The 23871-nt window shown below is 64.3% G+C and carries 27 protein-coding genes; 11 read left to right on the top strand and 16 right to left on the bottom strand.

Annotation, left to right across the window (positions count from 1 at the left end):
* Nucleotides 1–138: 138 nt before the first annotated feature.
* Nucleotides 139–609, bottom strand: coding sequence for a hypothetical protein (locus VIL88_RS10085; RefSeq protein WP_331988343.1), 471 nt, complete (start codon nucleotides 607–609; stop codon nucleotides 139–141).
* A 61-nt stretch (nucleotides 610–670) separates the two neighbouring features.
* Nucleotides 671–817, bottom strand: a complete 147-nt coding sequence (locus VIL88_RS10090) for a hypothetical protein (protein ID WP_331988345.1) — start codon at nucleotides 815–817, stop codon at nucleotides 671–673.
* Between the two features lie 105 nt (nucleotides 818–922).
* Between VIL88_RS10090 and VIL88_RS10095 the strand changes: the two genes are divergently transcribed.
* The gene (locus tag VIL88_RS10095) at nucleotides 923–1837 is read left to right on the top strand and encodes a LysR substrate-binding domain-containing protein (protein WP_331988347.1); all 915 of its coding nucleotides are present in this window, start codon (nucleotides 923–925) and stop codon (nucleotides 1835–1837) included.
* Nucleotides 1838–1894: 57 nt separating this feature from the next.
* On the opposite strand, the gene VIL88_RS10100 is transcribed toward VIL88_RS10095, so the two are convergent.
* Both VIL88_RS10100 and VIL88_RS10105 read right to left on the bottom strand, forming a co-directional pair.
* Nucleotides 1895–4006: a hypothetical protein gene (locus VIL88_RS10100; RefSeq protein ID WP_331988349.1), complete on the bottom strand. Its 2112-nt coding sequence runs from the start codon at nucleotides 4004–4006 to the stop codon at nucleotides 1895–1897.
* A 146-nt stretch (nucleotides 4007–4152) separates the two neighbouring features.
* Nucleotides 4153–5190 carry an aldo/keto reductase gene (locus tag VIL88_RS10105; RefSeq protein WP_331988351.1) on the bottom strand — a complete coding sequence of 346 codons (1038 nt, stop codon included), beginning with the start codon at nucleotides 5188–5190 and terminating at the stop codon, nucleotides 4153–4155.
* Between the two features lie 91 nt (nucleotides 5191–5281).
* Between VIL88_RS10105 and VIL88_RS10110 the strand changes: the two genes are divergently transcribed.
* Nucleotides 5282–6298, top strand: coding sequence for a rhodanese-related sulfurtransferase (locus VIL88_RS10110; protein WP_331988353.1), 1017 nt, complete (start codon nucleotides 5282–5284; stop codon nucleotides 6296–6298).
* A 35-nt stretch (nucleotides 6299–6333) separates the two neighbouring features.
* Entirely contained in the window at nucleotides 6334–7953 is a 1620-nt protein-coding gene (locus tag VIL88_RS10115; protein WP_331988355.1) for a GMC family oxidoreductase, read from the top strand.
* Here the strand turns inward: VIL88_RS10115 and mbfA are convergent.
* The 3 genes from mbfA to VIL88_RS10130 form a co-directional block, all read right to left on the bottom strand.
* A complete protein-coding gene (gene mbfA, locus VIL88_RS10120) occupies nucleotides 7950–8930 on the bottom strand; it encodes an iron exporter MbfA (RefSeq protein WP_331988357.1) in 981 nt (326 codons plus the stop codon). The two genes, VIL88_RS10115 and mbfA, sit on opposite strands and share 4 nt — an antisense overlap.
* A gap of 519 nt (nucleotides 8931–9449) precedes the next feature.
* A complete protein-coding gene (locus VIL88_RS10125; protein WP_331988359.1) occupies nucleotides 9450–10340 on the bottom strand; it encodes an NAD(P)/FAD-dependent oxidoreductase in 891 nt (296 codons plus the stop codon).
* Nucleotides 10333–10788: an Rrf2 family transcriptional regulator gene (locus VIL88_RS10130; RefSeq protein WP_331988361.1), complete on the bottom strand. Its 456-nt coding sequence runs from the start codon at nucleotides 10786–10788 to the stop codon at nucleotides 10333–10335. Before VIL88_RS10130 ends, VIL88_RS10125 begins: the two co-directional genes overlap by 8 nt.
* 104 nt (nucleotides 10789–10892) lie before the next feature.
* Here VIL88_RS10130 and VIL88_RS10135 point away from each other — a divergent pair, with 104 nt between their 5' ends.
* The gene (locus tag VIL88_RS10135) at nucleotides 10893–11498 is read left to right on the top strand and encodes a hypothetical protein (protein ID WP_331988363.1); all 606 of its coding nucleotides are present in this window, start codon (nucleotides 10893–10895) and stop codon (nucleotides 11496–11498) included.
* Nucleotides 11499–11543: 45 nt separating this feature from the next.
* On the opposite strand, the gene VIL88_RS10140 is transcribed toward VIL88_RS10135, so the two are convergent.
* Nucleotides 11544–12653 carry a Gfo/Idh/MocA family oxidoreductase gene (locus tag VIL88_RS10140; protein ID WP_331988365.1) on the bottom strand — a complete coding sequence of 370 codons (1110 nt, stop codon included), beginning with the start codon at nucleotides 12651–12653 and terminating at the stop codon, nucleotides 11544–11546.
* An 84-nt stretch (nucleotides 12654–12737) separates the two neighbouring features.
* Complete coding sequence (locus VIL88_RS10145) at nucleotides 12738–13145, bottom strand: VOC family protein (protein WP_331988367.1); 408 nt, start codon at nucleotides 13143–13145, stop codon at nucleotides 12738–12740.
* 78 nt (nucleotides 13146–13223) lie between these two features.
* On the opposite strand from VIL88_RS10145, the gene VIL88_RS10150 reads away from it, so the two are divergent.
* On the top strand, nucleotides 13224–13814 hold the full coding sequence (locus VIL88_RS10150; protein ID WP_414650125.1) for a TetR/AcrR family transcriptional regulator: 591 nt from the start codon (nucleotides 13224–13226) through the stop codon (nucleotides 13812–13814).
* Here the strand turns inward: VIL88_RS10150 and VIL88_RS10155 are convergent.
* The 6 genes from VIL88_RS10155 to VIL88_RS10180 all read right to left on the bottom strand — a co-directional run bounded on the left by VIL88_RS10155 (nucleotide 13804) and on the right by VIL88_RS10180 (nucleotide 19548).
* Nucleotides 13804–14835, bottom strand: coding sequence for a DUF2793 domain-containing protein (locus VIL88_RS10155; protein WP_331988371.1), 1032 nt, complete (start codon nucleotides 14833–14835; stop codon nucleotides 13804–13806). The two genes, VIL88_RS10150 and VIL88_RS10155, sit on opposite strands and share 11 nt — an antisense overlap.
* A 201-nt stretch (nucleotides 14836–15036) precedes the next feature.
* Complete coding sequence (locus VIL88_RS10160; RefSeq protein WP_331988373.1) at nucleotides 15037–15876, bottom strand: metal ABC transporter permease; 840 nt, start codon at nucleotides 15874–15876, stop codon at nucleotides 15037–15039.
* A complete protein-coding gene (locus VIL88_RS10165) occupies nucleotides 15873–16727 on the bottom strand; it encodes a metal ABC transporter permease (protein WP_331988375.1) in 855 nt (284 codons plus the stop codon). Before VIL88_RS10165 ends, VIL88_RS10160 begins: the two co-directional genes overlap by 4 nt.
* 7 nt (nucleotides 16728–16734) lie before the next feature.
* A complete protein-coding gene (locus tag VIL88_RS10170) occupies nucleotides 16735–17655 on the bottom strand; it encodes a manganese/iron ABC transporter ATP-binding protein (RefSeq protein ID WP_331988377.1) in 921 nt (306 codons plus the stop codon).
* Complete coding sequence (locus VIL88_RS10175) at nucleotides 17652–18539, bottom strand: metal ABC transporter substrate-binding protein (RefSeq protein WP_331988379.1); 888 nt, start codon at nucleotides 18537–18539, stop codon at nucleotides 17652–17654. Before VIL88_RS10175 ends, VIL88_RS10170 begins: the two co-directional genes overlap by 4 nt.
* A 220-nt stretch (nucleotides 18540–18759) precedes the next feature.
* Nucleotides 18760–19548: an SDR family oxidoreductase gene (locus tag VIL88_RS10180; RefSeq protein WP_331988381.1), complete on the bottom strand. Its 789-nt coding sequence runs from the start codon at nucleotides 19546–19548 to the stop codon at nucleotides 18760–18762.
* Nucleotides 19549–19643: 95 nt separating this feature from the next.
* On the opposite strand from VIL88_RS10180, the gene VIL88_RS10185 reads away from it, so the two are divergent.
* A complete protein-coding gene (locus tag VIL88_RS10185; protein ID WP_331988383.1) occupies nucleotides 19644–20165 on the top strand; it encodes a MarR family winged helix-turn-helix transcriptional regulator in 522 nt (173 codons plus the stop codon).
* 31 nt (nucleotides 20166–20196) lie between these two features.
* On the opposite strand, the gene VIL88_RS10190 is transcribed toward VIL88_RS10185, so the two are convergent.
* Entirely contained in the window at nucleotides 20197–20439 is a 243-nt protein-coding gene (locus VIL88_RS10190; RefSeq protein WP_331988385.1) for a DUF6894 family protein, read from the bottom strand.
* A 173-nt stretch (nucleotides 20440–20612) separates the two neighbouring features.
* On the opposite strand from VIL88_RS10190, the gene VIL88_RS10195 reads away from it, so the two are divergent.
* The 5 genes from VIL88_RS10195 (at nucleotide 20613) to VIL88_RS10215 (ending at nucleotide 23820) form a co-directional block, all read left to right on the top strand.
* The gene (locus tag VIL88_RS10195) at nucleotides 20613–21353 is read left to right on the top strand and encodes a Crp/Fnr family transcriptional regulator (RefSeq protein WP_331988387.1); all 741 of its coding nucleotides are present in this window, start codon (nucleotides 20613–20615) and stop codon (nucleotides 21351–21353) included.
* Between the two features lie 116 nt (nucleotides 21354–21469).
* A complete protein-coding gene (locus tag VIL88_RS10200) occupies nucleotides 21470–21709 on the top strand; it encodes a hypothetical protein (protein ID WP_331988389.1) in 240 nt (79 codons plus the stop codon).
* A 126-nt stretch (nucleotides 21710–21835) separates the two neighbouring features.
* Nucleotides 21836–22150, top strand: a complete 315-nt coding sequence (locus VIL88_RS10205) for a TfoX/Sxy family DNA transformation protein (RefSeq protein WP_331988391.1) — start codon at nucleotides 21836–21838, stop codon at nucleotides 22148–22150.
* 61 nt (nucleotides 22151–22211) lie between these two features.
* Complete coding sequence (locus VIL88_RS10210) at nucleotides 22212–22703, top strand: pyridoxamine 5'-phosphate oxidase family protein (protein WP_331988393.1); 492 nt, start codon at nucleotides 22212–22214, stop codon at nucleotides 22701–22703.
* A 160-nt stretch (nucleotides 22704–22863) separates the two neighbouring features.
* Complete coding sequence (locus VIL88_RS10215) at nucleotides 22864–23820, top strand: omptin family outer membrane protease (RefSeq protein WP_331988395.1); 957 nt, start codon at nucleotides 22864–22866, stop codon at nucleotides 23818–23820.
* The last annotated feature ends 51 nt before the right edge of the window (nucleotides 23821–23871 follow it).

Below are 23871 nucleotides of genomic sequence, written 5' to 3' on the forward strand. Positions count from 1 at the left end.
GGTTGGGGGAGGTTTAGCCCGGTACATTGGGGCTCTCGCCCCCCACCCTGCTCGATGACGGACTTAGCGAAGAGCTAAGTCCTATCTCGCTTCCCTCCCCGCAAGGGGGAGGGAAGTCGACTGCGAGTACAGTGAACTTTATTGTGCCGCGGGCGCTGCGGCGGCGGCAGGCGCAGCGGCGGCAGGTGCTGCAGCCGCTGGTGCTGTGGCCTGGGCCTTGTAGATGGCGGTGACGGCGTCGACGCCGATGCGGTCGGGGCTGCCTTCGGCGCAGTCGGGGGAGGTGGTTTCGACGTCGGCCTTGACGCGGTCAAAGGCAGAGCTGGCGGTGGCGGCGTCCATGCCCAGCGCGGTTTCGAGGCGCTGGCGGTCGGCGGCCATGCCGTCGCGGACACCTTGTTCCAGTTCGACGGCGCAGATCTCGATAACGGCCTGCGTGGCATAGAAGCCGGTCAGCATGTCGGTCTGCTTGGGATTGACGGGGCGGGTTGCGGCCGGGTCGACGACGATATCGGCCGAGGCGGCGGGCGCGGCCGGCGCCGCTTCCTGGGCCACGGCGACACTGGAAAGCAGGGCAAAGGCGGCCAGCGCGGCGAGGGATCGGGTCATCGGGTGCTCCTTGAAGGGCAGTTTTCTTGCGTTCTCCCTCTTCAAAGGCCCGATTGTGGCTTCAGCACGGCGCGTGGTCTGAAACCGGATGGTGTGCTGGCAGGTCCGCCCAGTCGCGCAGGCTCATGTCCTCGGGGGCAAGCGTGGGACGCTCGCTGCGGAAGAGCTGGGCGACAAGGCGGGAGATGATGCCGATGAGACTAGACATTTTGTGACCCTCCTTTCGGGGTGTGATTGCGGTACACCTCATCTATGCGCCTGCCTGCAAGGTGCCACAATGGACAAGGTCGCAGCGCCATTGTAGAAAATCTATATGGCCTCACCCTTTCCCATTCCGCTCAATGCCCTGCGCGCCATAGAGATCGTGGCACGCCGGGGTGCCCTGGCGCCCGCAGCCGAGGAGCTCGGCGTCACCGTCGGGGCGGTCAGCCAGCATCTGCGCCGGGCCGAGGAGCGGCTGGGGATCGAACTGTTCGAGCGAACGCCCTCCGGTTTGCGACCGCTGCCGGCGCTCAAGGCCGTGCTGCCGCAACTGACCGCCGGCTTCAGTGCCCTCCAGGATGGGCTGGCGGGCCTCAGGGGCACCGACGAGGGCACGCTGAACCTGACGGTGGGCAGCGTGTTCGCCTCGCGCTGGCTGATCTGGCGCATCAACAAGTTCACGGCGCTCCACCCCGATATCGAGGTGCGGCTCAACGTGACCGGGACCATGCTGGACCTGACGCGGCCCGACCTCGATTGCGGCATACGCTATGGCAGGGGCGAGTGGCCCGGGCTCAATGCCGAGCTGATCGGCGGCCGGGCTTACCAGCCGGTTTGCGCGCCACCGGTGGCCAAGCTCCTCCGCAGGCCGGAAGACCTCGCCCGCGTGCCGGTGATCCAGGACGAAACCACGATGCTAAGCTGGGATGCCTGGCGTGCCGAGGTGGGTCTCGATGCCGCCATCAGGCTCACGGGCCCCACCTATTCGGATGCCTCGCTGGCGGTGGATGCGGCGATTTCGGAGCAGGGCGTGCTGATGGCCGCCGACATGATGAGCGCCGATGCGGTGAGCGACGGGCGACTGGTGCGGCCCTTCAACCATCCGGTGGAGGGGCCGCAGGGTTATTTTCTGGTGACGGCGCAGGGGCGGCGCGAAACGCGCAAGCTGCGCCTGTTTCGCGAATGGCTGCGGGCCGAGGTCCCTGCCAGCGCCGAGGGTTATGTCCACCAGAGCCGCGCCAAATAACAATGGCCCGGCACATTGCCGGGCCACCTTCGATATTTGCCGCTGAAGCGCGAGGCGTCAGCTGACGGTTGGAGCCACGAACAGCGTCAGCGTACCACCCTGGATGGTGGCACCGATCACCTCGTCCACTGGGATGGCTGCATCCTCCAGAACGCCCGAGATGGCATTGTTGTTTTCAATGGCCGACTGGATGGTGGATGCTTGCGGATCGATGAGGTTGCGTTCGCAGCCATCGATGCGCACCAGTTCCAGGCTGCTGGCCTGGGCAATGGAAGCAGGGGTCACCGTTTCGCCATTGGCCAGGGCCAGGATGCCGATATCGCAGTCGAGCTCGGCGATGATGAGGCCGGTTCCGGCCTGACCAGAAGCCGCGGCGCCGGCTGCAGCACCCGCCGTGCCATCGGTGTTAACGGCCACGTCCGAGCCGCCGCTACCGGAGCCGCTAGTGCCGCCAGCGCCGTCAGTGCCGCCGCCGGTGTTGGTTCCGGTGCCGCTACCACCGGTTCCACCGGTGCCTGAGCCGCCTGTTCCGCTGCCGCCGGTATCACCACCCGTACCGCCGGTGCCGCCGGTCCCACCGCCTGTGCCGCCTGTGCCGCCAGTCCCGCCGGTGCCACCGGTTCCAGTGCCGCCGTCCGTGCCACCGGTGCCATCACCGGCACCAAGACCGATATTGACGTCTGCCAGGTCGGCAACGCTGACATCGGCCAGCGTGCCGTCGTCGGCAAGGAGGCGAACTTCGATGGCAGTGGCAAGTTCGTCAGGCAACAGGTCGACGTCAATCTCGGCGAGCTCGTCCCGGCTCAGGAGATCGAGATCGATATTGGCCAGGTCGTCGACGCTGACATCGGCGAGGTTGCCGTCGTCGGCCAGGAGCCGCAGGGTGGCGCGCGTCTGCTGTGCAGGCGGGAGGAGATCGAGGTCGAGCTCGGCAAGCTCCTCGTTGCTCAGCACATCGAGGTCCACATCAGCCAGTTCGCCGATTTCGGCATCGGCGAGGTTGCCGTTGTCGCCGCCGAGGCGGATCTGCACCTCTTGCCTGAGGTCTTCCGGCAGGAGGTCGAGATTGATTTCGGCCAGCTGCTCGTCGCTCAAGGCTTCGATGTCGAGATCGGCCAGGTCACCAAGGCCGGCAACCAGCGCTGGATCGTCGCTGCCCAGGAGGCGCAGCTGTGCGTCGGTGCGCAGGGCCTCGGGCAAAAGGTCGAGGTTGATCTCGGCCAATTCCTCGTCGCTGAGGAGGTCGATGTCGAGGGTCGCCAAATCCTCGGCGGTGAGATCGGCCAAGTTGCCGTTGTCACCGAGCAGGGCCAGCCGCACCGTGTCCTCAAGAACCAGCACCTCGGTGGCGCCGTTCTCGGCGATCTGCAGGGCGATCACGTCCTCAAGGGCGATGCCCTCATTGCCGAGGATCGCGTTCAGAATGCTGCTGTCGCCCAGGGCGTCGAGCAGCTCGGTGCGGCCTTCGCCGCCCAGCTCCAGCTCGGCTTGGAGCGTGGCGAGTTCCTCGGTGCCGAGAAGATCGGCAACGCTGCTGATCGAGACGCTGCGGTCATCGATCGTAGCGTCGAGGTCAATATCGGCCAGATGGGGATTGTTGACCAGGTCCAGCAGCGCGGTCAGGCGCGGTTCGCCACCCGGCAGGGCGGCAATGCGCACATTGCCGGTGATCAGCTGCGAGCCGGAAGAGGAGGAGGGGGCCGGAGCGGTTGAACCGACATTGACGTCGACCAGATTGCCGCCGGCTGAGCCGGTATTGGTGTTGTTGAGCACGTCAAGGTCGATCAGGCTGCCGCCATTGGGGCCGATGGCGCCCGTGGTGCCCACATCGACGTCAAGGAGGCTGCCATTGCTGGAGTCGGTCGAGCCGCCGACATCGACATCCACCAGGTTGCTCGAAGAGCCGGAACTGCCTGCACCGACGCCGACATCGACCAGGGAGCCGTCGCTGCTGCCCACGCCGGCATCGACATTGATGCCGTCGTCGCCGCCGACATGGACGCCGGCATCCACGAGGCCGCCTTCGCCGCCAACGTTCACGTCGACGCCGATGCCGCTGTCGCCGCCCAGATTGACGTCAAGTCCAAGACCCTGCGCGTGGCTGAGCTGGGTGCCCGAGAGAAGCGCGGCGGCCAGAGCTGCTGCAGAAATGTAAGAAGTCTTATGCATTGTCCACTCCTTGAACCAAGTGGAGGGCCAACGCATAAGCAACAAGTTCGTGCCCGACAGAAGACCCGATGGTTAACGTATTTTTACCATCGGGAGATCAGTTTTTTGTTATATAAGTGGAACTACGTAGACAGGCGAATACTGCTCTAGCGCAGCCAGCCACTGGGACGTGGATGCAGATCCATTTGCCCCTCAGCAGTCGCCGCGTCAATGGCGGCAATCTCTTCTGCGGAAAGCTCGAGGTTATTGAGGACGCCCAGATTGTCATTGAGCTGATCGAGATTGCGAACCCCGATCAGCGCCGAGGTCATTTCCGGCCGCCGCAGCACCCAGCTCAGTGCCAGCTGCACCATGGACTGGCCGCGGGCGCGGGCGATCTCGCCCACTTTCTCGACTGCCGCGAGGACGCGTGGCTCGATATGGCTGGCGCGCAACGTGCCGTTCGGATTGCCGCCGCGCGTCCCCTCCGTGCCGCCGGCATTATACTTGCCGGAAAGGACGCCCTGCGCCAGCGGCGAGAAGGCGATCATGCCGATCCCCAGTTCGCCGCAGGCGTCGATCGTCCCGTCATTTTCGATCCAGCGGTTGATCATGGAATAGCTGGGCTGATGGATGGTGGTGGCGACGCCCATTTCCGTAAGGATCCGGTAGGCCTCGCGGGTTTCCTTTTCCGGATAGGAAGAGATGCCAACATAGAGCGCCTTGCCCGAGCGGACGGCATGGGCGAGCGCCCCCATGGTTTCCTCGAGCGGCGTTTCGGGATCGAAGCGGTGGGAATAAAAGATGTCGACATAGTCGAGCCCCATGCGTTGGAGCGACTGGTCGAGGCTGGCCAGCAGATACTTACGCGATCCGAAATCGCCATAGGGGCCGGGCCACATCGTGTAGCCCGCCTTGGTGGAAATGATCAGCTCGTCGCGATAGGGGCGGAAGTCGCGCGCCATGACCTGGCCGAACAGCTCTTCGGAGGCGCCGGCGGGCGGGCCGTAATTGTTGGCGAGGTCGAAGTGGGTGATGCCCTGGTCAAAGGCATAGCCCAGGATTTCCATGGCCGAGGGATAGTCGCGCGTGCCGCCGAAATTCTGCCAGAGGCCGAGGCTGACCACCGGGAGCTTGAGGCCGGAGCGGCCCGAGCGGCGGTATTGCATCGTGTCGTAGCGCGACGTATCGGCCCGATAGGTCATGGTTGTCTCCCAAAGATTTGCGATTTGGCGGCGCGTGACGCTCGGCGCCGCGAATGGTATGAGCGGGCCGATGAGCCCGCAAGAATCCGCTATGACCCGCAATCTGCCCCAGAGCCAGCTGCCATACAAGGTGATGGCGATCTATAAATTCGCCGACTTGCCCGATGCCGAAGCGATCCAGCCGGAGCTAGCAAAATTCTGCTGTGCACGCGACATCCGGGGCACGCTGATCCTGGCGCCAGAAGGCATCAACGGCACGGTGGCGGGCACCGGGGAGGCGATCGACGCACTGGCCGAGTTCTTGTTCAAAGGCGCGCTGTTCGGCGGGCGCCTGGCCGGCGCCGAGGTCAAGTATTCGACGGCCAGCGACATGCCGTTCCTCCGCATGAAGGTGCGGCTCAAGTCCGAGATTGTGACCCTGCGCGCGCCCGAGGCAAATCCGGCGAGGCAGGTCGGCACCTATGTCGAGCCCGAGGATTGGAACGCCTTGATCGAGCGCAACGACGTGGTGCTGGTCGATACGCGCAACGATTATGAAGTTGGACTGGGGACGTTCCAGCGCGCGCTGGACCCGGCGACCAAGAGCTTCACCGAGTTCAAGGATTATGTGGCCGAGCATCTCGATCCCAAGCGGGACAAGAAGGTGGCCATGTTCTGCACCGGCGGCATCCGCTGCGAAAAGGCCTCGAGCTATCTGCTGAGCCAGGGCTTCGAGGAGGTGTTTCACTTGAAAGGTGGCATTCTCAAATATCTCGAAGTGGTGCCCGAGGCGGAGAGCCGCTTTGCCGGCGAGTGCTTCGTGTTCGACGAGCGGGTGTCGGTGGGCCATGGGCTGGTCGAGGGCGACGCCACGCTCTGCCGCGCCTGCCGCCATCCGCTGACGGCAGGGGATCGCCTTTCGCCCGACTACCACGAGGGGGTATCGTGCCCCCATTGCGTGGGCGAAAGCGACAAGCACCAGGCGGCGGCTGAACGGCAGCGGCAGATGGACCTGGCGCGGCAGCGGGGTCTGGCGCATCTGGGCGATGACGCGGCGCGGCTGGCCGCGGAACGCAAGGCCGAAAAGCGCCGGCTGGCCGAAGCATCGCGCGAGCGCAACAAGGCTTGATCCCTTGATGGGCGCTGCGGGGAGGCAGCGGAGACATGGCAGACTACGACTTCATCATTGCCGGCGGCGGCTCGGCGGCAACGGTTGCCGCCATGCGCCTGGTGCGCGACTTCGGCTTCTCGGTGCTCCTCCTGGAGCGCGGCCCGGCGCAGACCAACCGGATCATGCGCATGCCGGCCGGCTACATGAAATACCTGGCGCGCGACACTTTCCTTGAAATGCACCAGACGGTGCCGCAGCCACAGCTGGGCGGCCGCGCCCCGATCGTGCCGGTGGGCAAGGTGCTGGGCGGCGGCAGCGCGGTCAACGCCATGGTCTATATGCGCGGCCAGCGCGAGGATTATGACGGCTGGGCGGCGGGGCTGGGGAATGGGGGTGAGTGGTCCTACGCGGACATGCTGCCCCATTTTACCGCGATGGAAAGCAATGCGCGGTTCAATAACGAATACCACGGCATGGGTGGCGCGCTGCGCGTGTCGGAACCGGCGCATGTCTCGCCCGCGACGGAGGATTTCCTCCTGGCAGCCCAAGGGCTGGGGCACCCGTTCAATCCCGATTTCAACGGTGCGCGCCAGAACGGCGTCGGCATCATGCAGCACACCTATGGGCAGTGGGGGCGCTACCGGGAGCGCTCTGACGGGAAGACCGCGTTTCTCGATCCGCTGGCGGGGGATCGGCGGCTGACGGTGATCACCGATGCGCGGGTCGACCAGATTGTGGTGGAGGCGGGCCGCGCCGTTGGCGTTCGTTACAGCAAGGATGGCACAACCCATGAAGTGCGCGCCGGGCGGGAAGTGCTGGTGGCGGCGGGCACCTATAACAGCGCCAAGCTGATGATGCTGAGCGGCATCGGACCGGCGGCGCATCTGCGCGAGCACGGCATCGACGTCGTCGCCGACATAGCCGGCGTGGGGCAGAACCTCCAGGACCACCACGAAGTGCCGGTGATCGCCACCACCAGGGGTCCGTCGGGCTATTTCGGCCAGGACCGGGGCTGGAACATGCTGCGCAATGGGCTCCAGTATCTGCTGTTCAACTCGGGGCCGGTGACCACGACCGGCATCGAGGCCTGCCTGTTCTTCGATCCCGATGGCGGTGAGCGGCCGACCATCCAGCTCTATTGCGCGCCCATCGTTTATCTCGACCGCGATGTCAGCGCCGCCAAGCCGACCTGGGGCGTGACCTTTACCTCATGCCTGCTTCGCCCCAGGGCGCGTGGCTCGGTCAAACTCCGCTCCGCCGATCCGGCAGCGCAGCCGCTGGTCGACTGCAATTTCTTCGGCGATCCCGATGACCTGCGGCTGACGGTCAAGGCGCTGGCAACGGCGCGCAAACTGCTCGAAACCGAACCGTTCCGGGGCAAGATCGCCGAGGAACTCCTGCCCGGCGCGCAGGTGATGAACGACCCGCAAGCGCTGGAGCGCTATTGCGGGCAGACGGTTAAGACCAACTACCACCCGGTGGGCACGTTGCGCATGGGCGCGGGCGGCGACCCCTCCGCCGTGGTTGACCCGGAACTGCGCGTGCGCGGCGTCGATGGTCTCAGGGTCATCGACTGCTCGATCATGCCGGCCATCGTCTCGGGCAACACCAATGCCCCGGCCATGGCTATCGGCTCCAAGGCCGCAACGCTGATCGGGGCGGCTTACAGTTAAGCGCTGCCGATGAGGATACCGGCGGCGAAGACGAGGGAGCCGCCGAGGACGACCTGGAGGACGGCGCGCCAGAACGGGGTCTGCATGTAGCGGTTCTGGATAAAGGCGATGGCCCAGAGTTCGAGGAGGACGACGACCACGGCCACGGTGGTGGCGAGGGTGAAGTCGGCGATAAGGTAGGGCAGGGCATGGCCGAGGCCACCCAGGGCCGTCATGATGCCCGCGGCCAGGCCCCGCTTCAGGGGTGAGCCGCGGCCGGTAAGCTTGCCATCGTCGGAGGCCGCCTCGGTGAAACCCATGGAAATGCCGGCGCCGATGGCGGCGGCAAGGCCCACCAGAAAGGTCTGGTGCGTGTCACCAGTGGCAAAGGCGGCGGCAAAGACCGGAGCCAGGGTCGAAACCGAGCCATCCATCAGCCCTGCAAGGCCCGGCTGCACATAGGTGAGGACGAACTGGCGATGCGAGGCGGCCTTTTCGGTGTCGCGGCCCTCGGCACCCAGCTGGAGGGCGTCGATGCCGTCGGCGGCGTCGGCATGCTTGCGCTCCTGCGCGGCAAGGTCGCCCAGAAGCTTGCGGATGGGGGCGTCGGTCACCTGCTTGGCCGCTTCCATATAGAAGCGATAGGCGCCCTCCTCCATTTCCCAAACCTGCTGGCGCACGGTTTCAAGCGACAGCGTCTTAAGGAGCCAGACCGGCTTGCGGGTGAGAAAGCCCTTCACATGCTCGCGCCGGATGGGGACGAGCCGGGTGCCGAAACGGGCGACATAGAGGTCGAGGAGGCGGCGCCGGTGCTCGTCTTCTTCGGCGGCCATGCCTTCAAAGAGGGCGGCCGAGCCGGGATAGGTTTCGGCCAGCGCGGTGGCGAAGGCGGAATAGATGCGGCCATCCTCTTCTTCCGCCGCGATGGCGAGCGACAGAATCTCCCGCTCGGACAGACTGGAAAAGGCGCGACGGCTGTCGGGGAGAAAGGAGAGCATGGCTGTACCTTGGAATGGTTCTAAGCTGAAGATTAGAATGGTTCTAAGGTTCAGGCAAGGGCGGGTGCGGCGGTTGGCGGACAGGGTTGGAGGTGAGGTGGAACGGGAGTGGAGCGAAGGCTCCCCTCCCCCTTGAGGGGAGGGGTTGGGGGTGGGGGTTCTGGACGATCCCCAATTCCGAATCTCGTGGTGACGCCGGAACCCCCACCCTCGTTCCCTCCCCTCAAGGGGGAGGGAGGCGCAGGAGCCGATGGTTTCTCGGCCTTCAGCGAGATGCCCTCAAGCCAGCAGGGATCGCTGGGCGTTGATGTCGGCGATGGCATGGGTCGATGGTTCGATGGAACGGGAGTGGAGCGACGGCTCCCCTCCCCCTTGAGGGGAGGGGTGGGGGGTGGGGGTTCTGGACGGCCCTCAATTCCGAATCTCGTTGTGACGCCGGGACCCCCACCCTCGGTCCCTCCCCCTCGAGGGGGAGGGAGGCGCACGAGTTGAGGGTCCTGGGCCTTCAGGCAGGTGGCCTCAAGCCAGCATGGATTGCTGGGCGTTGATGCCGGCCATGGCGCCGGTATAGGCGGCGATGGTGAGGGAGGCCATAGGGGAGGCGAGGTCGCCGGCGGCGAAGATGCCGTCGACCGAGGTCTTGTGCTTTTCGTCGACCTTGAGGGCTATGCCGAAGGGCGTTTCCACCGTTTCGAGGCCGAGTTGCTCATGGAGATTCGACGACGGCTTGATCTGCGGATGGGCAAAGAGCGCGTCGAGCGGAGTGACCCTGCCGTCTTCGGTAGTGACCGAAGAGAGCTGCCCGTCCTGGTGCTGGATCGAGGCGACCTTGCCTTCCACGACCTTTATCCCGCGCTTGTCGAGCTTGCCGCGCTCGATCTCGGGTACGTCATGGCCATCGGTGAAGAGGGTGATCTGGTCGGTCCAGTCGCCATAGAGCAGGGTAGCGTGGAGCGACATGGGCGTGGAATAGACGAGGCCCCAGCTTTTGCCGGCATATTCATAGCCGTGGCAATAGGGGCAGTGGATCACCGACTTGCCCCAGCTTTCGGCAAAGCCCGGAATGGGCGGGAACTGGTCGGCAATGCCATAGCTCAGGAGCAGCCGGCGCGCCTTGCGCCTTTCCCCGTCATCGGTTTCGACGGTGAAATCGTCCTGTGCCCCGGAGAGCTTGAGGGCGCGCGCCTGGACGAAGCGCACCGTGTCATAGGGTTCGAGCTGTTGGCGCGCATCAGCGAGGATTTCGCTGGGCGGCTTGCCATCATGGCCGAGAAGGCCGTGGGCGTTGCTGGCATAGCGGTTGCGGGGGCTGCCGGTATCGAGAATGGTGACCTTGCGGCGCGCGCGCCCGAGATTGAGCGCGGCGGCGAGACCGGCAAAGCTGCCGCCGATGATGATGACGTCATCCATGGTGATGTGTTCCAGAAGGGGCGTGAAGAGGATTGGGCTTGGCCTGGTCGGCGATGTCCTCGAGGGAGACACGCGCCAGCCGGGCGGCCAGAAGGGCTTCGGCATCGGCGAGAAAATCGCCCATGACCGAATTGACGGTGCGGACGATGCCGCAGGCGATGTCGCCAGGGTCGCTTTCGGTGCGGATCAGGAGGCTCTCCCCCATTGCCGCATAGACCTGCTGCAGGGTGATGTCGCGTGCCGGGCGAAGGAGGCGCCAGCCGCCGTCATGCCCTTTGGAGGAGCCAACGATGCCGGCCTCCCGCAGTTCCCCCAGCACCCGGCGCACAACCACGGGGTTGGTCATGAGGCAGGTGGCAAGGGTCGTGGAGGTAATGGCTTCGTCCGGCTGCTTGTGGAGATGGACAAGGGCATGCAGGGCAAGGGAGAGGCGGCTTGAGCGTTTCATGTAACTATATTTGTTACATATGTTGCGCGTGTCAACCCTGATCCGCCTTCTTGCTTTCGTCACGACGAGGCGGTGCTATGCTGCGCCGGACCGGAGGGATGACGATGAAGACGCTGCTTGCCGCATTGCTTGTGACCCTGGCCTCCGCTTCGGCGGCCCTGGCCTTCGACAGCAGAACTGAAGACCTCGTTGGTCGCTACAAGGCGGGCAAGCTGGTCAGAATCGCCGATGTGCAGCAGTTGATGGAGGGCAGTGCCCGCTGGTGCTACTTCCGCGACAGCGACAGCTGCGCCTGGACCGACATTTATCTCGAGGTTGGTGCCGACGAAGCCGTATTCGAAATCGGCAATGCCTGGGATGAGCGGACCGACATCGCCTATGTCGATCAGGGTATTTTCGAAGGTGACATGATCTGCCAGCGCGGCTTCGACTGGATTCCTTCGGTGCGCGCGACGCGGCGGGGCGACGGCAGCGTCATCGGCGGGCGGGAGTTGCATAACCTCAAGGCGGTGATCCGCGACGGGCAGGGTGATATCGAGGAGAAGGACGATTGCTTCGACTATCTCTTCGTGGGCGCAGACGAGGAGAATGCGACGATAACCGTGCTGCAGCGGCAATATATCGGCGGAGAGTATGATCCGCCCAGCGACGTCGAAGTGACTGTCCTCTTTGACCAGGACGATGCCGACGCGCTGACCTTGCGCTGGTAGCGGCGCCTGCCCCCGAGCACTCCCGAGGGCAGTGTGCGCCGGGGGCTAGAGCGCGCGGCCGAGCGGTTCCGGCCGCTCGACCGGCGTAACGATGTCTACCGTGCGACCCTCGCGCGACGCGACTTCAAAGGCTTCCATGACCTCGAGCACATGGAGCGCCAGATCGCCATTGGCGCGGTGTGGCCGGTTGTCGAGGATGGCCTGGGCCATGTCGGCAACGCCCAGCGAACGGTAATTGCCATCGGCGTAGGGCTGGGTGACCGGAACCGGGGTCCAGCTCTGGTCGCGGCCGCGCTGGCGGAGCTCGACCTCGCCACCAAAGAAGTTCGGGTCAGGGACGATCAGCGTCGCGTCGGTGCCATAGAGTTCGAGCGGCACGTGGCGTTGCGCCGCGACGTCGAAGCTGAGGCCGACCTGGACGATGGCGCCATTGGCAAAACCCAGCGCGCCGGTGACATGGGTATCGACCCGGACCGGCATGATCTCGCCCTTCTTGGGCTCGGAGGTGACGGGGCGCTCAGTGCGCAGGCGCGAGGCCATGGCCGAGACGCGTGCCACCGGGCCCAGGAGATTGACCAGATCGGTAATGTAATAGGGTCCCATATCGAGCACCGGCCCGCCGCCAATGTCGTAATAGAAGGCGGGGTCGGGGTGCCAGGATTCGTGGCCCGGGCACTGGAAAAAGGCGGTGCCGCCCACGATCTGCCCGAGCTGGCCGCTATCGACCACCCGGCGCGCCTCCTGGTGCGAACCGCCCAGGAACGTGTCGGGCGCCGAACCGATACGGAGGCCTGCGGCCCTGGCGGCATCGAGGAGCTTGCGCCCCTCGGCGAAATTGATGCCGAGGGGCTTTTCCGAATAGACGTGCTTGCCGGCTGCCAGCGCGCGCAGGCCCACCTCCACATGGGCGCGCGGGATGGTGAGGTTGACCACGAGCGCGATCTCGGGATCGGCCAGCATATTGTCGATGCTGGTGGCGCGGAGGCCGAACTCGGCGGCCCGCGCTTCGGCCGCTTCCGGCCGCATGTCGGCCAGCGCCTTGACGTCAAGCACGGGGAAACCGGGCAAGCCATCGCGCCCGAGCATGGCCCGCAGATAGGCCGAAGAAATATTGCCGGTGCCGATAATGCCGACACCGAGACGCTGGGTGGTCATGCGCGTCCATCCTCCCTGAGTTACGTAGCGCAGACTAACCGCAGCGGAGGTCGCAGCGCCAGACCGTGGGGGGAAATGTTTGCGTTAGCCGAGCGTCGCCAGAAAAGCCGGGTCGGGTTCGATGGGCGTGATGATGTCGAGGAGAATGCCGTTGGGATCGGCGGCAATGAAGTGGCGCTGGCCGAAGATCTCGTCACGCAGCGGCTGGGCCATCGTAACGCCGCGTAACTGCAAACGCTCGTATTCGGCAGCGGCATCTTCGACGTAAAAGCTCAGGATGACGTTGCAACTGGGGCCGCGGCCGGCGGCGGGAATGGTGTCGTGATCCTGCTCGATCAGCGCTATCTCGAAGGGGTGGTCGCCCTGGGCGCGCAACTGCACATACCAGTCGCTGTTGAAGATGCGGGTGAAACCCAGGACATCTTCATAGAAGCGGGCGGTGCTCTCGACCTCATGGACCTGGATGAGGGGGTATAGGCTCGTCGTGCGCATGGGAACTCCTTGCAGCTTCTGGCCTCAGGATACATACTGCATGTATCATGATTTACATCTAACATACAGGCAGAATGTATGCAAGTAACATCAGTGCGACGGAGTCAAGGTGAGCGGCGGGAGCAGACGCAGCGGCAATTGCTGTCAGCGGCACGAACGCTGTTTGCGGCCAAGGGCTATGCCGCGACGGGCACGCCGGAAATCGTTGCGGCGGCGGGCGTTACCCGTGGCGCGCTCTACCACCATTTCCGCGACAAGCTGGCCCTCTTCACCGCGGTGGTGGAAGAGGAGCATGCGCTGATCGCGCTCCGCATCAACGGGGCAGCCGAGAGCGTCGACGAACCGGGGCCGATCAAGGCGCTGATGGCGGGTTGCGACGCCTTTCTCGACAGCATGCAGGACCCGGGCCGGCGGCGCATCCTCCTGGTGGATGCGCCTGCCGTGCTTGGACGCGACGTACTCGACGCCATCGACGGGCGGCATGGCAAGAACACGCTGATCTGCGGGCTGCGCGATGCCATGGAGGCGGGCGCCATCAAGCGCCTGCCGGTGGAGGTTCTCGCCAATCTTTTCGGCGCCCTGTTTGACCGGGCCGCACTGGCGGCGCCCGAGGAGCTGGCCGACTACCGCAAGAGCATCAAGATGCTGATCCGCGGGCTCAAGGCTTGAGGTTTTTCGCTTCCAGCGTCCGGACACGCGTGGCCAGCTCCTGGATGGCCGCAATCATGGGCGCGATGAAGCTCTCGTAGCGCAAGCCCTGCCCGCTTGCCGCATCGGCAGGATCGGCCAGCACATGCCCGCCGAACGAGCGGCCGCCGAGGGCACGCTGCACCTGCTGGGCAACGAGGCCGTACTGGGTTTCGGCACTGCCCTCGCGCCAGCGGAAGCGTACGGGCTCCAGTGCGAGGATAAAGTCGAGGCCGAGATCGGCTGGCGCGATGTCGCATTTCTCCCGCGCGTCGGAGGTCGAGATCGTGCCGGTGGCGGACCAGATGGCGCTCCAGCGGGCGCCGGGTCCGCCTAGAGGGACAGTGTTGTCGGTGCTGGGGCGCAAGCCTGTGACGGTTGTGGCGCCCGTGGCCGGGTCGACGCTCAGGGCTGCCAGCCAGTTGGAACCGTCGGGGCTGACCTTGAGCCGCCACTGGTCGTCACCGGCGAGGCCCATTTCGGCGCGCCCCGACCAGTTGCTCTGGAACAGGAGGCTCGCCGTTTCGCCGGTACCAGCCTTGTTGATCTTGAGCTGGTGGCCGTGCCCGTCATGGGTGAAGAGGCTGGCGGCCGAGGCGACGGTGAGGCGGTTGGTGGTGTCGGCGCTGGCATGGATGCCCAGCTGATCGAGGCCCGAGCCAAGCGACGCCAAGGGCCGCCAGGCGCTGTCGTCGAACACATGGAGCGTGCGGTCGGCGCGGCAGAAGACCTGCCAGCCCGGCGCCGGATCGTGGAACTGCCAGGCGCCGGACTGATAAGTGGCGATCTCGTCGGCGTGCCCGGCCCAGACGCCTGTGGCGCCGGCGGGGACCAGCCAGGCCTCGCCCTCGAGCGGCAGGGCGGGCGGCGTGGTGATCGCACGGCTTTCCACCACCGGCTGCACCAGCGCGTCGAGCGCCTGGATGGCCTCGTTATGCGTGACATGCTTTTGCGCCTGGCTGGGCATGATGAAGGGGAGGGAAAGGCGGGGCGTGTGGTCCATGGGGTTCTCCTTGTGGGGAGGAGTATCCCGCCGGACAGAGGGGGTGGGGATAAGTGGGGTGGAGCTTAGCCCCTCCCCCTTGAGGGGAGGGGTTGGGGTGGGGGTTCAGGAGCCATGCTGAACTCGATGGTATTGGCGCGCTCAGAACCCCCACCCTTGATCCCTCCCCTCAAGGGGAGGGAGCCGACTGAGGCGTCGGCGCTAAGTTACAACCACGGTCGGCCGCCGCAGCGTCGTCGCCACGAAGGTCACGACAAAAGTCGCGCTCATCAGGAGGACGATGGTGGGGGCGGGGGCGGAGTCGACGAAGAAGCTGAGATAGATGCCGCCCAGCGAGCAGAGCACTGACACGGCGACGGCGATGGCCATCATCGGCGCGAAGCGCTTGCTCCAGAGATAGGCGATGGCGCCGGGGGCAACGAGAAGGGCGATGACGAGGACGATGCCGACGGCGGTCAGCGCGGCGACGATGGTGAGCGACAGGAGGGCAAGCAAGCCATAGTGCAGCCAGCGTACCGGCAGGCCGATGGCCCCGGCCTGCTGCGGATCGAAGGTGAAAAGGAGGAGGTCCCGCCATTTGGCGAGGACGATCAAGCTGACGGCGAGGGCGATGAGGCCCGTCTGCCAGAGATCGGCGGCCGAAACGCCCAGGATATCGCCAAAGAGGATGTGGTCGAGATGCACATCGGTCTGGATCGAGGTGTAGAGGACGATACCGAGGCCGAAGAGGCCCGAAAACACCACGCCCATCACCGTATCTTCCTTGATGCGCGAGTTTTCGCGCAGGAAGCCCACCGAGAGGGCGCAGCCCATGCCGGCGGCAAAGGCGCCGATGCCGAGCGGCAGGCCGATGATATAGGCCAGCACCACGCCAGGCAGCACAGCATGGGAAATGGCGTCGCCCATCAGCGACCAGCCCTTGAGCACAAGGAAGCAGGAGAGGAGCGCCGTCGGCACCGCGACCATGACGGCGATCAGCATGGCCTGCGTCATGAAGGGGAAGCTGAAGGGCCAGAAGGCGTAGGTAAAGAACTCGCTCATGCGGCGATCTCCGCCCGGGCCTTGCGCCGTGCCGCCAGCATACCGTGCTTGGGGGCAAAGAAGAAGGCGAGGAGGAAGACGATCGTCTGCAGCACCACGATCACCCCGCCGGTGGCCCCATCGAGAAAGAAGCTGAGATAGGCGCCAACGAGCGAGGACAACGTTCCCACGGCAATGGCGATCAGGATCAGGCGCGGAAAACGGTCGGACAGGAGATAGGCGGTGGCGCCGGGCGTCACCACCATGGCGATGACGAGAAAGGCGCCCACCGTCTGCATGGCGGCAACGGTGCAGGCGGCAAGGAGGGTGAAGAACACGGCGCGCAGGAGCGGCGGGTTGAGCCCGATAGAGCGGGCATGGGATTCATCGAAGAAGGTGACCATCAGGTCCTTCCAGATGAACAGCATGACAAGGAGCGTTACCGCGGCAATGATCACCAGCTGCAGCGTGTCCTCCGGCGTGACCGCGAGGATATTGCCCATAACGATAGTCTGGATGTTGACCGAGGTGGGCGAGAGCGAAATCATGAACAGGCCCAGGCCGAAAAAGGCGGTAAAGATCAGCCCGATCACCGCATCTTCCTTGAGCTTGGTGCGCTGGGTCAGAAACAGCATGGCCACGGCCGCCAGACCGCCGGAAAAGAAGGCGCCCACCGAAAAGGGCAGGCCCAGCATATAGGCGCCGGCGACACCGGGAACGATGGAATGGGAGAGGGCGTCGCCGATCAGCGACCAGCCCTTGAGCATGAGATAGGCGGAAAGAAAGGCGCAGACGCCGCCCACCAGGGCGGAAACCCAGATGGCGTTGATCATGTAGCCATAGGAAAAGGGCAGCAGCAGCGTTTCCATCATGGCAGGATCACTCGTCCACGCGGTCGGACTGCTTGTGGCTCATCTTGCCCTTCTCGCCATACATGACCAGCGGGCGCTCGTCGTCGGTGAGGACTGAAAGGTGGCGCGGATCGTCGTCGTCATGGAGGCCCGCGCCGGCAAGGACGAAGTGGCGCAGGGCGCCGCCAAAGGTCTGTTCCAGCCATTCGCGGGTGAAGATTTCTTCCGTCGGCCCTGAGGCGAGCACTGTCCCCTTGACCAGAACGGTGCGGTCGCAGAATTCGGGCACGGAACCGAGATTGTGAGTCGAGACCAGCATGACCTTGCCCTCGCTGCGCAGCGCGCGCAGCAGGTCGACAATGGCATCCTCGGTCTTGACGTCGACGCCGGTAAAGGGCTCGTCGAGCAGGATGACCTGCCCCTCCTGCGCCAGTGCGCGGGCGAGGAAGACGCGCTTCTTCTGGCCGCCCGACAGCTCGCCGATCTGCCGCTTGCGGAACGGGAGCATGTTGACCCGCTCGAGCGCCGAGGTGACCATGTCGTGGTCGACCCGGCGCGGGCGGCGCAGCATGCCCATATGGCCATAGCGCCCCATCATCACCACGTCTTCGACAAGGACGGGAAAGTTCCAGTCGACGTCTTCCGATTGCGGCACATAGGCGACGAGATTGCGCTTGAGCGCCTGCTTGCCCTGGACGCCCAGGATTTCAACCGAGCCACCGGAGAGCGGCACGAAGCCCATGATGGCCTTGAACAGGGTCGACTTGCCCGAGCCGTTCACCCCCACCAGCGCGGTGATGGAGCCGCGCGGAATGGAAAAGCTGGCATGCTTGATGGCGGTGGTGCCGTTGCGATAGGCAACGGTGATATCGCGGACCTCAAGGCCCGGCGCGTCGCCGGAGGCACGCTGTATACCGGCTGCGCCAAGGGAAAAGCCGGTATTGTTCATGGCATCAGCCCTTCCACCAGCGTCGACGTCGTCACCCGCAGGAGATCGAGATAGGTTGGCACCGGCCCGTCGGCTTCGCTGAGGGAGTCGACATAAAGCACGCCGCCATAGCGGATGCCGGTTTCGCGCGCCACCTGCTCGGCGGGCTTGGGGGAAATGGTGGATTCCGAAAAGATCGCCGGCACGGCATTGGCGCGCACCTGGTCGATCACCTGCCGCACCTGCTGCGGCGTCCCTTGCTGGTCGGCATTGATCGGCCAGAGGTAGAGCTCTTTGAGCCCGAAATCGCGCGCTAGGTAACTGAACGCGCCTTCCGAACTGGCAAGCCAGCGCCGCTCGGCCGGAATGGCATCAAGCGCAGCGCGGGTCGGCGCGACAGTGGCCGTGATGGCCGCGGCATAGGCCTCGGCATTGCTCGTGTAGGTCGCCTCATTGGCCGGATCGGCCGCTACCAACGCCTTGCGGATGTTTTCGACATAGATCAGCGCATCGCTGGGCGACATCCAGGCATGGGGATTGGGCTTGCCCTCATAGGGTCCGGCGCCGATGCCGATGGGCTCGATGCCATCGGTAACGACCACCGAGGGCACATCGCCCAGATTGGCGAGGAACTGCTCGAACCATTGCTCGAGATTGAGCCCGTTCCAAAGGATCAGGTCGGCATCTTGGGCCGCGATCAGGTCGCCCGGCGTCGGCTGGTAGTTGTGGATCTCGGCGCCCGGCTTGGTGATCGACACCACCTCGGCCGCATCGCCGGCGAGGTTGCGGGCCATGTCGGCAATGATGGTGAAGGTGGTCACCACCTTGAGCCGCTCCTGCGCGGCGGCAGGCAGTAAGGATACAAGAGCGAACAGCAGGAGAGCGGGCAGAAGACGACGATGCATCGAGAACTCCAGGCAGACCCAGCAACAGCTAATGCAGTTGCAAATCGTTCGCAATAGCAAACACAGCTGCCCTGGAATGGTTCTGGAAGGCAAAGGTTGCAGTTGTGCAGAGAGGATTTGGCCGCTGCCTGGCTCCCAGCAGGCACATTGAACCGCTCAGACCTGGAAAGCAGCCCTTCCGATGCGGGCGAAGATGTGCCGCCCAATGGCGGCACGAAGATCATGCAGTTGCGTAGCGCGGGGCCGGGGAGCCATTCTGCGTGCCGGCAAAAAGCCTCTGGCGCGCTGCGTCATAGTCCGCCCAGAGGTTCAGGTCGTGTACCGAAGGAAGGGTCACGTCTTCGCCCCGGTCGAGGCCGGAAAGTGCTGCGTCTACCAGCTGCTCGGCACTCATGAACACGCGCGGGTCGAAGTCGTCGATGGAGAGGCCGGCAGACTCATAGAATTCGGTGATTGTCCCGGCCGGCAAGACCGCCTGAACAAGGACACCGTCCGCCTTCACCTCCTGCTGGACGCCACGGCTGAAGGTGAGCACGAAGGCCTTGGTGGCGCTGTAGAGCGATGTCAAAGGCAGGGCATGGAAGGCAAGGACCGAGGCGACATTGACGATCGCACCCAACTTGCGGGCCCGCATGCCGGGAAGGGCGGCGCGGGTGAGGCGCATCAAGGCGGCGACGTTGAGCGTCAGGGTCGCCGCCGCGTCCGCGTCGGACATGTCGCTGGTCGAGGCGCTGGGCCCCATGCCGGCATTGTTGACAAGGAGGTCAATCGATTCCTGACGCAGCACATGCTCGATCTGCGCAATATCCGCCTCAGCCGTGAGGTCGGCGGCGATGGTGCGCACTGAGGCGGACCGGGCCTGCCCCAGCTTTTCGGCGAGGCTGGCCAGGCGGTCGGCGCGGCGGGCGACGAGAACCAGATTATAGCCGCGGGCAGCCAGGCGCTCGGCATAAACAGCGCCGATGCCGGAGGAGGCGCCGGTGATGAGGGCAGTCTTGGAAGAGGACATGATCAGCTCCTTTAGTTGAGTGCTCAACTAATTGGAGAAGGGGCGCGGCCTTGTCAATGGTGATGTACTCAACTATTTTGCGGGAGGAGGTCAAGATGGCAGTCGATCCGACGGTCGCAGCAGACAGCGTGGAACCCTATGATCAGCTCAACTGCACGCATACGGCACTGCGCCAGGCGTCGCGGCAGCTGACGCAGATCTATGACGATGCCATTGCGCCCAGTGGCCTGACCTCGGCGCAGGCCATGGTGGTGTCCCGGATCGATGAACTCGGCGGCGCGCCCAGTGGCAAGGGGCCGTCCTTGCAGACCCTCGCGAGGCGCCTGTCGATCCAGATCTCGGCCTTGACCCATGCGCTCAAGCCCTTGGTGCGCGATGGGGTGGTGGAAATTCATGCCGATGCAGACGACCGGCGCACCAAACGTGCGGTGCTGACGCCACAGGGCATGAAGCAGACGCAGCAGATGTATACGTTGTGGACCACTGTGAATGCCCGCATGGATGCGGCGCTCGGAGAAGGTACCGCACAAGAGCTTCGGGCCCTCTCGCGCCGCGTCGCCTCGCCGGAGTTCCTCGCAGCCATGACCTCTTCGAACGAAGACCGGCCGGGGAGCTGATAGCCGCTGCAGACCATGGCACACCGCAAGGTCACGCGGGCGCGGGCGCAACCGAATAGGTCAGGCTGACGCTCAGCAGCTGCTTTCCCAGATGATCTCTGATGTTGATGGAGAGGATGGGCGCAGGTGTCGAGACACGCAGGATATCGCGGGCCAGGTCCCCGAGTGCCTGCCGTGCTTCTGACTCGGCCGCAGGGAGGTCCGGTAATTCGGACCCCTCGTCGTCCTCGACGATCATCCTGCCGTCGTCCACATCGAAGTAAAAGCGGGGCATAAGCAATCCTTTTGAGGAGAATACTCCGGCAGGCGGGAATGTGCCTGCTCCTAATCTATGTTGTGGCTTATCGATGTTGATGGGTTTAACGTAGGTCATCGTTCGCAAGGCTTTGCCAGGGCGCGAACGGCTGAGAGAAGCGCGATTGCTCTTGCCCCAACGGGAGGAGCATCATGACTTCCAACACGGTTCGACCCCTTATCGCCAAGCTTGAAAACTATGGTCCCCTCTCTGCCGAGGAGCGGCAGGTACTGGACGCTGCAGTGTCCGGGGTGCGCGAGATTGCGACCGGCGCCGACATGGTATCGGAGGGGTCCTCGCCCGATCACAGCACGCTGCTGCTCGGCGGCTTTGCCGGCCGGTACAACATCACCCGCGAAGGGGCCCGGCAGATCACGTCGCTGCATGTGCCCGGCGACTTTGTCGACCTCCATTGCTACCTGATGAAGCCCATGGACCACAGCATCGTGGCGCTGACCACCTGCAAGGTCGCCATGGTTCCCCACGACGTGCTGGGCGTGATCTTCGATACGCAACCGAGATTGTCCCGCCTGTTCTGGCTCAACACCTTGATCGACGGGGCGACCCACCGTCGCTGGTCCATCGGGCTGGGCAGCCTTCTGGCGCATCAGCACCTCGCCCATCTCATCTGCGAGCTCTACCGTCGCATGGAGCAGATCGGCCGCACTGAAGACGGCAGTTTCCACATGCCGCTGACCCAGCTGCTGCTGAGCGAATGCCTGGCCCTCTCTCCCGTGCATACGAACCGGGTGGTGAAGATGCTGCGGGGCGAACAGGTCATCCGCTGGGAGCGCGACCTGATCACCATCACCGACTGGGACCGGTTGGCCGATATCGGCGAATTCGAAGCAACCTATCTCCGGATTCCACCCGCCGAGGTGGCAGCACCATAGGCGCCCGCTGTTTCGGTGCGGACTGAAATATTCAGCAGCAGTTTTTGCGATCTTAACCTTTGCAAATGCCGGGGCCCCGGTTTCCTGCCAGACCAGACTCAGATCTGGAGGCTACCATGATTGAAGTCACGCCCGGGCTTGCTCGCACCATCGATGACGCGATCGCCGAAAACTTGCAGGCAACCAGCAGTCCGCACGCCGTTGTTTCCGTTCACGGCGTCGCACAAGCGGTAATGTATGCATCGGGTGCTTCGGCAGACGACCTGCCGGCGATCCTGCACCTGGTTTGCCAGCGCAGCATCTATCGTGGACATGTTCTGGCATTTGCCGGCCACTCGTCCAGCGAACCGCATTGACCTTCTTCGCCTGCGGTGAGGAGTTCACTGCCGCCTGGAGCAATGAGCTCTGAGCATGGAAGCTGCTGACAAGGGCTGTCATTCTGCCGGGCTAGCAGCCTGCCTGCTTGATCGTCGGAATTCCAGATGTCGCGTGACCCACACCTGAGCCCTGGCGCGGACCGAAAGGGACAGGACCCAGACAGGATCGAATCCGTCCGCAACCTGGGTCCGGCCACTGCGCGTATGCTGGCCGAAATCGGCATCGAGACAGCCGCCGAACTGCGCCGGGTCGGTTCGGTCGCGGCCTACTGGCGCTTGAAGTTCCGCTTCGGGCGCGCCGTCACCGCCATTGCCCTTTACGCCATGGAAGCGGGCTTGCGCGGCCTCGACTGGCGCGCGCTCGACGCCGAAAGCAGAAGGGCACTCCTCGCAGCGGCGCATGGCAATGGGGAGCCCTGAGACCTCGCTTTTGGCTTGCCACCGATGCCCATGCCCGTCATGAGCGAAAGGGAGGCACGAGGTGTGGAGCCAGATGGTGATCAATCAGGCGGTGAGAACCGATATCGACAATGCCGTCCTCTGCTGGCTGGCCAGCGTCGACGCCGATGGCATGCCCAATGTTTCGCCCAAGGAAATCTTCGCGCCGCTCGGGGATGAAAGGCTGGTCATCGCCGACATCGCCTCGCCGCGCAGTGTCGCCAATCTGCGCGCGCATCCAAAGGTCTGCGTGAGTTTCGTGGATGTGTTCCGCCAGCGCGGCTTCAAGCTCTATGGCACCGCCCGCATCGGCCTGCCCGACGCGCCGGACTTCCAGGAAGGCGCCGCGCGGCTGGCTTCAATCGCGGGGCCCGACTTTCCCATCCGCCATGTGATCGAAGTGACGGTCAGCAAGATCAACCGCATCTGGGCGCCGAGCTACGGCCTATTTCCCGATCGCAGCGAGGACGAACGCATGCAGACCGCCTATGCGGCCTATGGCGTCCACCCGCGCGACGAGGACCTTGAGCGCTAAGGCTTTGGAACGTCCTTTATATCTGGACCAAAGATAAAATATTTAAACGCCCAAGAATACTGCTCCACAGAACGCAAATAAGTTGCAGTTAAAACCCTTTGTTTACCATGATGCTTCACTTCTAGGCACACGCTTCGCTTGAATGCTTCTGGGGGTTTTCGTGAAATTTCAACTTGTCGCGCTGCTGACCGCAGCACTCTTGTCCCCTGCTGCATTGCAGGCCCAGGAAACAACCTTCCAAAATGCCGACAAGTCGGTGACGCTCAGTGGCGGCCTCGGCGTTCTGGCGATCGAAAGCCGAGAATATGTCTTCTCCAGCAGCGGCGGGTCCGACTACCTCAGCCTGTTGATCTGGCAATCTGCGGCACCGCTGCTGAGCGCATCCCTCGACGTCGAGTTGCCTGAGGATTGGTCGATCATTGCCGATGCTGCAGTCGCCGTGTCGGGCGACAGCTACATGGAAGACTATGACTGGTTTCCAGCTTACCTGGTCGGCCCGCCAAACATGAACAACTGGACGCACCAGTCCAAGCACCCCAACACCAACCTCGACTGGTACTTCAACGGCTCCCTGCATGCCGCCTACAAGGTGAAGCTGGAAAGTGGCACGACGATCCAGTTGCGCGGCGGCTTGGAATATACGGACGTGCAGTGGACAGCCAGCGGCGGCTCGGCCATCTATAGCGTTGGCGGCTTCCGCAATGTCTCGGGCAACTTCCCTCCAGGCCGGGCGATCACCTACCGCCAGCAATTTCCGGCCTTGGTCACCGGCGTGAATGCCATTTTCGACCGGGGCGACTGGGTGTTCGATTTTGGTGCCAAAGTCGGCGTCACTTTCAGTGCCAAGGCCACCGACGATCACTGGCTGCGTGACCTGCGCTTTGCCGAAGACGTCTATATGGCACCGCTGGTGGGACTGTCTGGAAGCGCAACGCGCAAGATTTCCGACAACCTCGATGTGGTGCTGAGCGCAAAGATGGATCGGATCTTTCTGGGGCGCTCCAACACCAACTATTTCAGCATCCCGACCGGTGCCCCGCTGGGTAGCTCGGTCAACGCATCGGGTGCCGACCTTCTGAGCGGCGCTCTCAAGGTGAGCCTGAAGGGCTCGTTCTAGTTCTCTGATGCAACGCGGATGGGCTGGCCTTCACGTGGCCAGCCTCTTCGC

This window comes from Devosia sp., from assembly GCF_036563435.1.
GTDB lineage: Bacteria > Pseudomonadota > Alphaproteobacteria > Rhizobiales > Devosiaceae > Devosia.

Coding starts and splice junctions, on each gene's coding strand:
- VIL88_RS10195 (WP_331988387.1), top strand. CDS start 20,613: ATGACTTCCAACACGGTTCGACCCCTTATCGCCAAGCTTGAAAACTAT.
- VIL88_RS10155 (WP_331988371.1), bottom strand. CDS start 14,835: ATGGACCACACGCCCCGCCTTTCCCTCCCCTTCATCATGCCCAGCCAG.
- VIL88_RS10090 (WP_331988345.1), bottom strand. CDS start 817: ATGTCTAGTCTCATCGGCATCATCTCCCGCCTTGTCGCCCAGCTCTTC.
- VIL88_RS10170 (WP_331988377.1), bottom strand. CDS start 17,655: ATGAACAATACCGGCTTTTCCCTTGGCGCAGCCGGTATACAGCGTGCC.
- VIL88_RS10180 (WP_331988381.1), bottom strand. CDS start 19,548: ATGTCCTCTTCCAAGACTGCCCTCATCACCGGCGCCTCCTCCGGCATC.
- VIL88_RS10185 (WP_331988383.1), top strand. CDS start 19,644: ATGGCAGTCGATCCGACGGTCGCAGCAGACAGCGTGGAACCCTATGAT.
- VIL88_RS10160 (WP_331988373.1), bottom strand. CDS start 15,876: ATGAGCGAGTTCTTTACCTACGCCTTCTGGCCCTTCAGCTTCCCCTTC.
- VIL88_RS10085 (WP_331988343.1), bottom strand. CDS start 609: ATGACCCGATCCCTCGCCGCGCTGGCCGCCTTTGCCCTGCTTTCCAGT.
- mbfA (WP_331988357.1), bottom strand. CDS start 8,930: ATGCTCTCCTTTCTCCCCGACAGCCGTCGCGCCTTTTCCAGTCTGTCC.
- VIL88_RS10205 (WP_331988391.1), top strand. CDS start 21,836: ATGTCGCGTGACCCACACCTGAGCCCTGGCGCGGACCGAAAGGGACAG.
- VIL88_RS10145 (WP_331988367.1), bottom strand. CDS start 13,145: ATGCGCACGACGAGCCTATACCCCCTCATCCAGGTCCATGAGGTCGAG.
- VIL88_RS10135 (WP_331988363.1), top strand. CDS start 10,893: ATGAAGACGCTGCTTGCCGCATTGCTTGTGACCCTGGCCTCCGCTTCG.
- VIL88_RS10165 (WP_331988375.1), bottom strand. CDS start 16,727: ATGATGGAAACGCTGCTGCTGCCCTTTTCCTATGGCTACATGATCAAC.
- VIL88_RS10200 (WP_331988389.1), top strand. CDS start 21,470: ATGATTGAAGTCACGCCCGGGCTTGCTCGCACCATCGATGACGCGATC.
- VIL88_RS10095 (WP_331988347.1), top strand. CDS start 923: ATGGCCTCACCCTTTCCCATTCCGCTCAATGCCCTGCGCGCCATAGAG.
- VIL88_RS10190 (WP_331988385.1), bottom strand. CDS start 20,439: ATGCCCCGCTTTTACTTCGATGTGGACGACGGCAGGATGATCGTCGAG.
- VIL88_RS10105 (WP_331988351.1), bottom strand. CDS start 5,190: ATGACCTATCGGGCCGATACGTCGCGCTACGACACGATGCAATACCGC.
- VIL88_RS10100 (WP_331988349.1), bottom strand. CDS start 4,006: ATGCATAAGACTTCTTACATTTCTGCAGCAGCTCTGGCCGCCGCGCTT.
- VIL88_RS10140 (WP_331988365.1), bottom strand. CDS start 12,653: ATGACCACCCAGCGTCTCGGTGTCGGCATTATCGGCACCGGCAATATT.
- VIL88_RS10150 (WP_414650125.1), top strand. CDS start 13,224: ATGCAAGTAACATCAGTGCGACGGAGTCAAGGTGAGCGGCGGGAGCAG.
- VIL88_RS10175 (WP_331988379.1), bottom strand. CDS start 18,539: ATGCATCGTCGTCTTCTGCCCGCTCTCCTGCTGTTCGCTCTTGTATCC.
- VIL88_RS10125 (WP_331988359.1), bottom strand. CDS start 10,340: ATGGATGACGTCATCATCATCGGCGGCAGCTTTGCCGGTCTCGCCGCC.
- VIL88_RS10130 (WP_331988361.1), bottom strand. CDS start 10,788: ATGAAACGCTCAAGCCGCCTCTCCCTTGCCCTGCATGCCCTTGTCCAT.
- VIL88_RS10110 (WP_331988353.1), top strand. CDS start 5,282: ATGACCCGCAATCTGCCCCAGAGCCAGCTGCCATACAAGGTGATGGCG.
- VIL88_RS10115 (WP_331988355.1), top strand. CDS start 6,334: ATGGCAGACTACGACTTCATCATTGCCGGCGGCGGCTCGGCGGCAACG.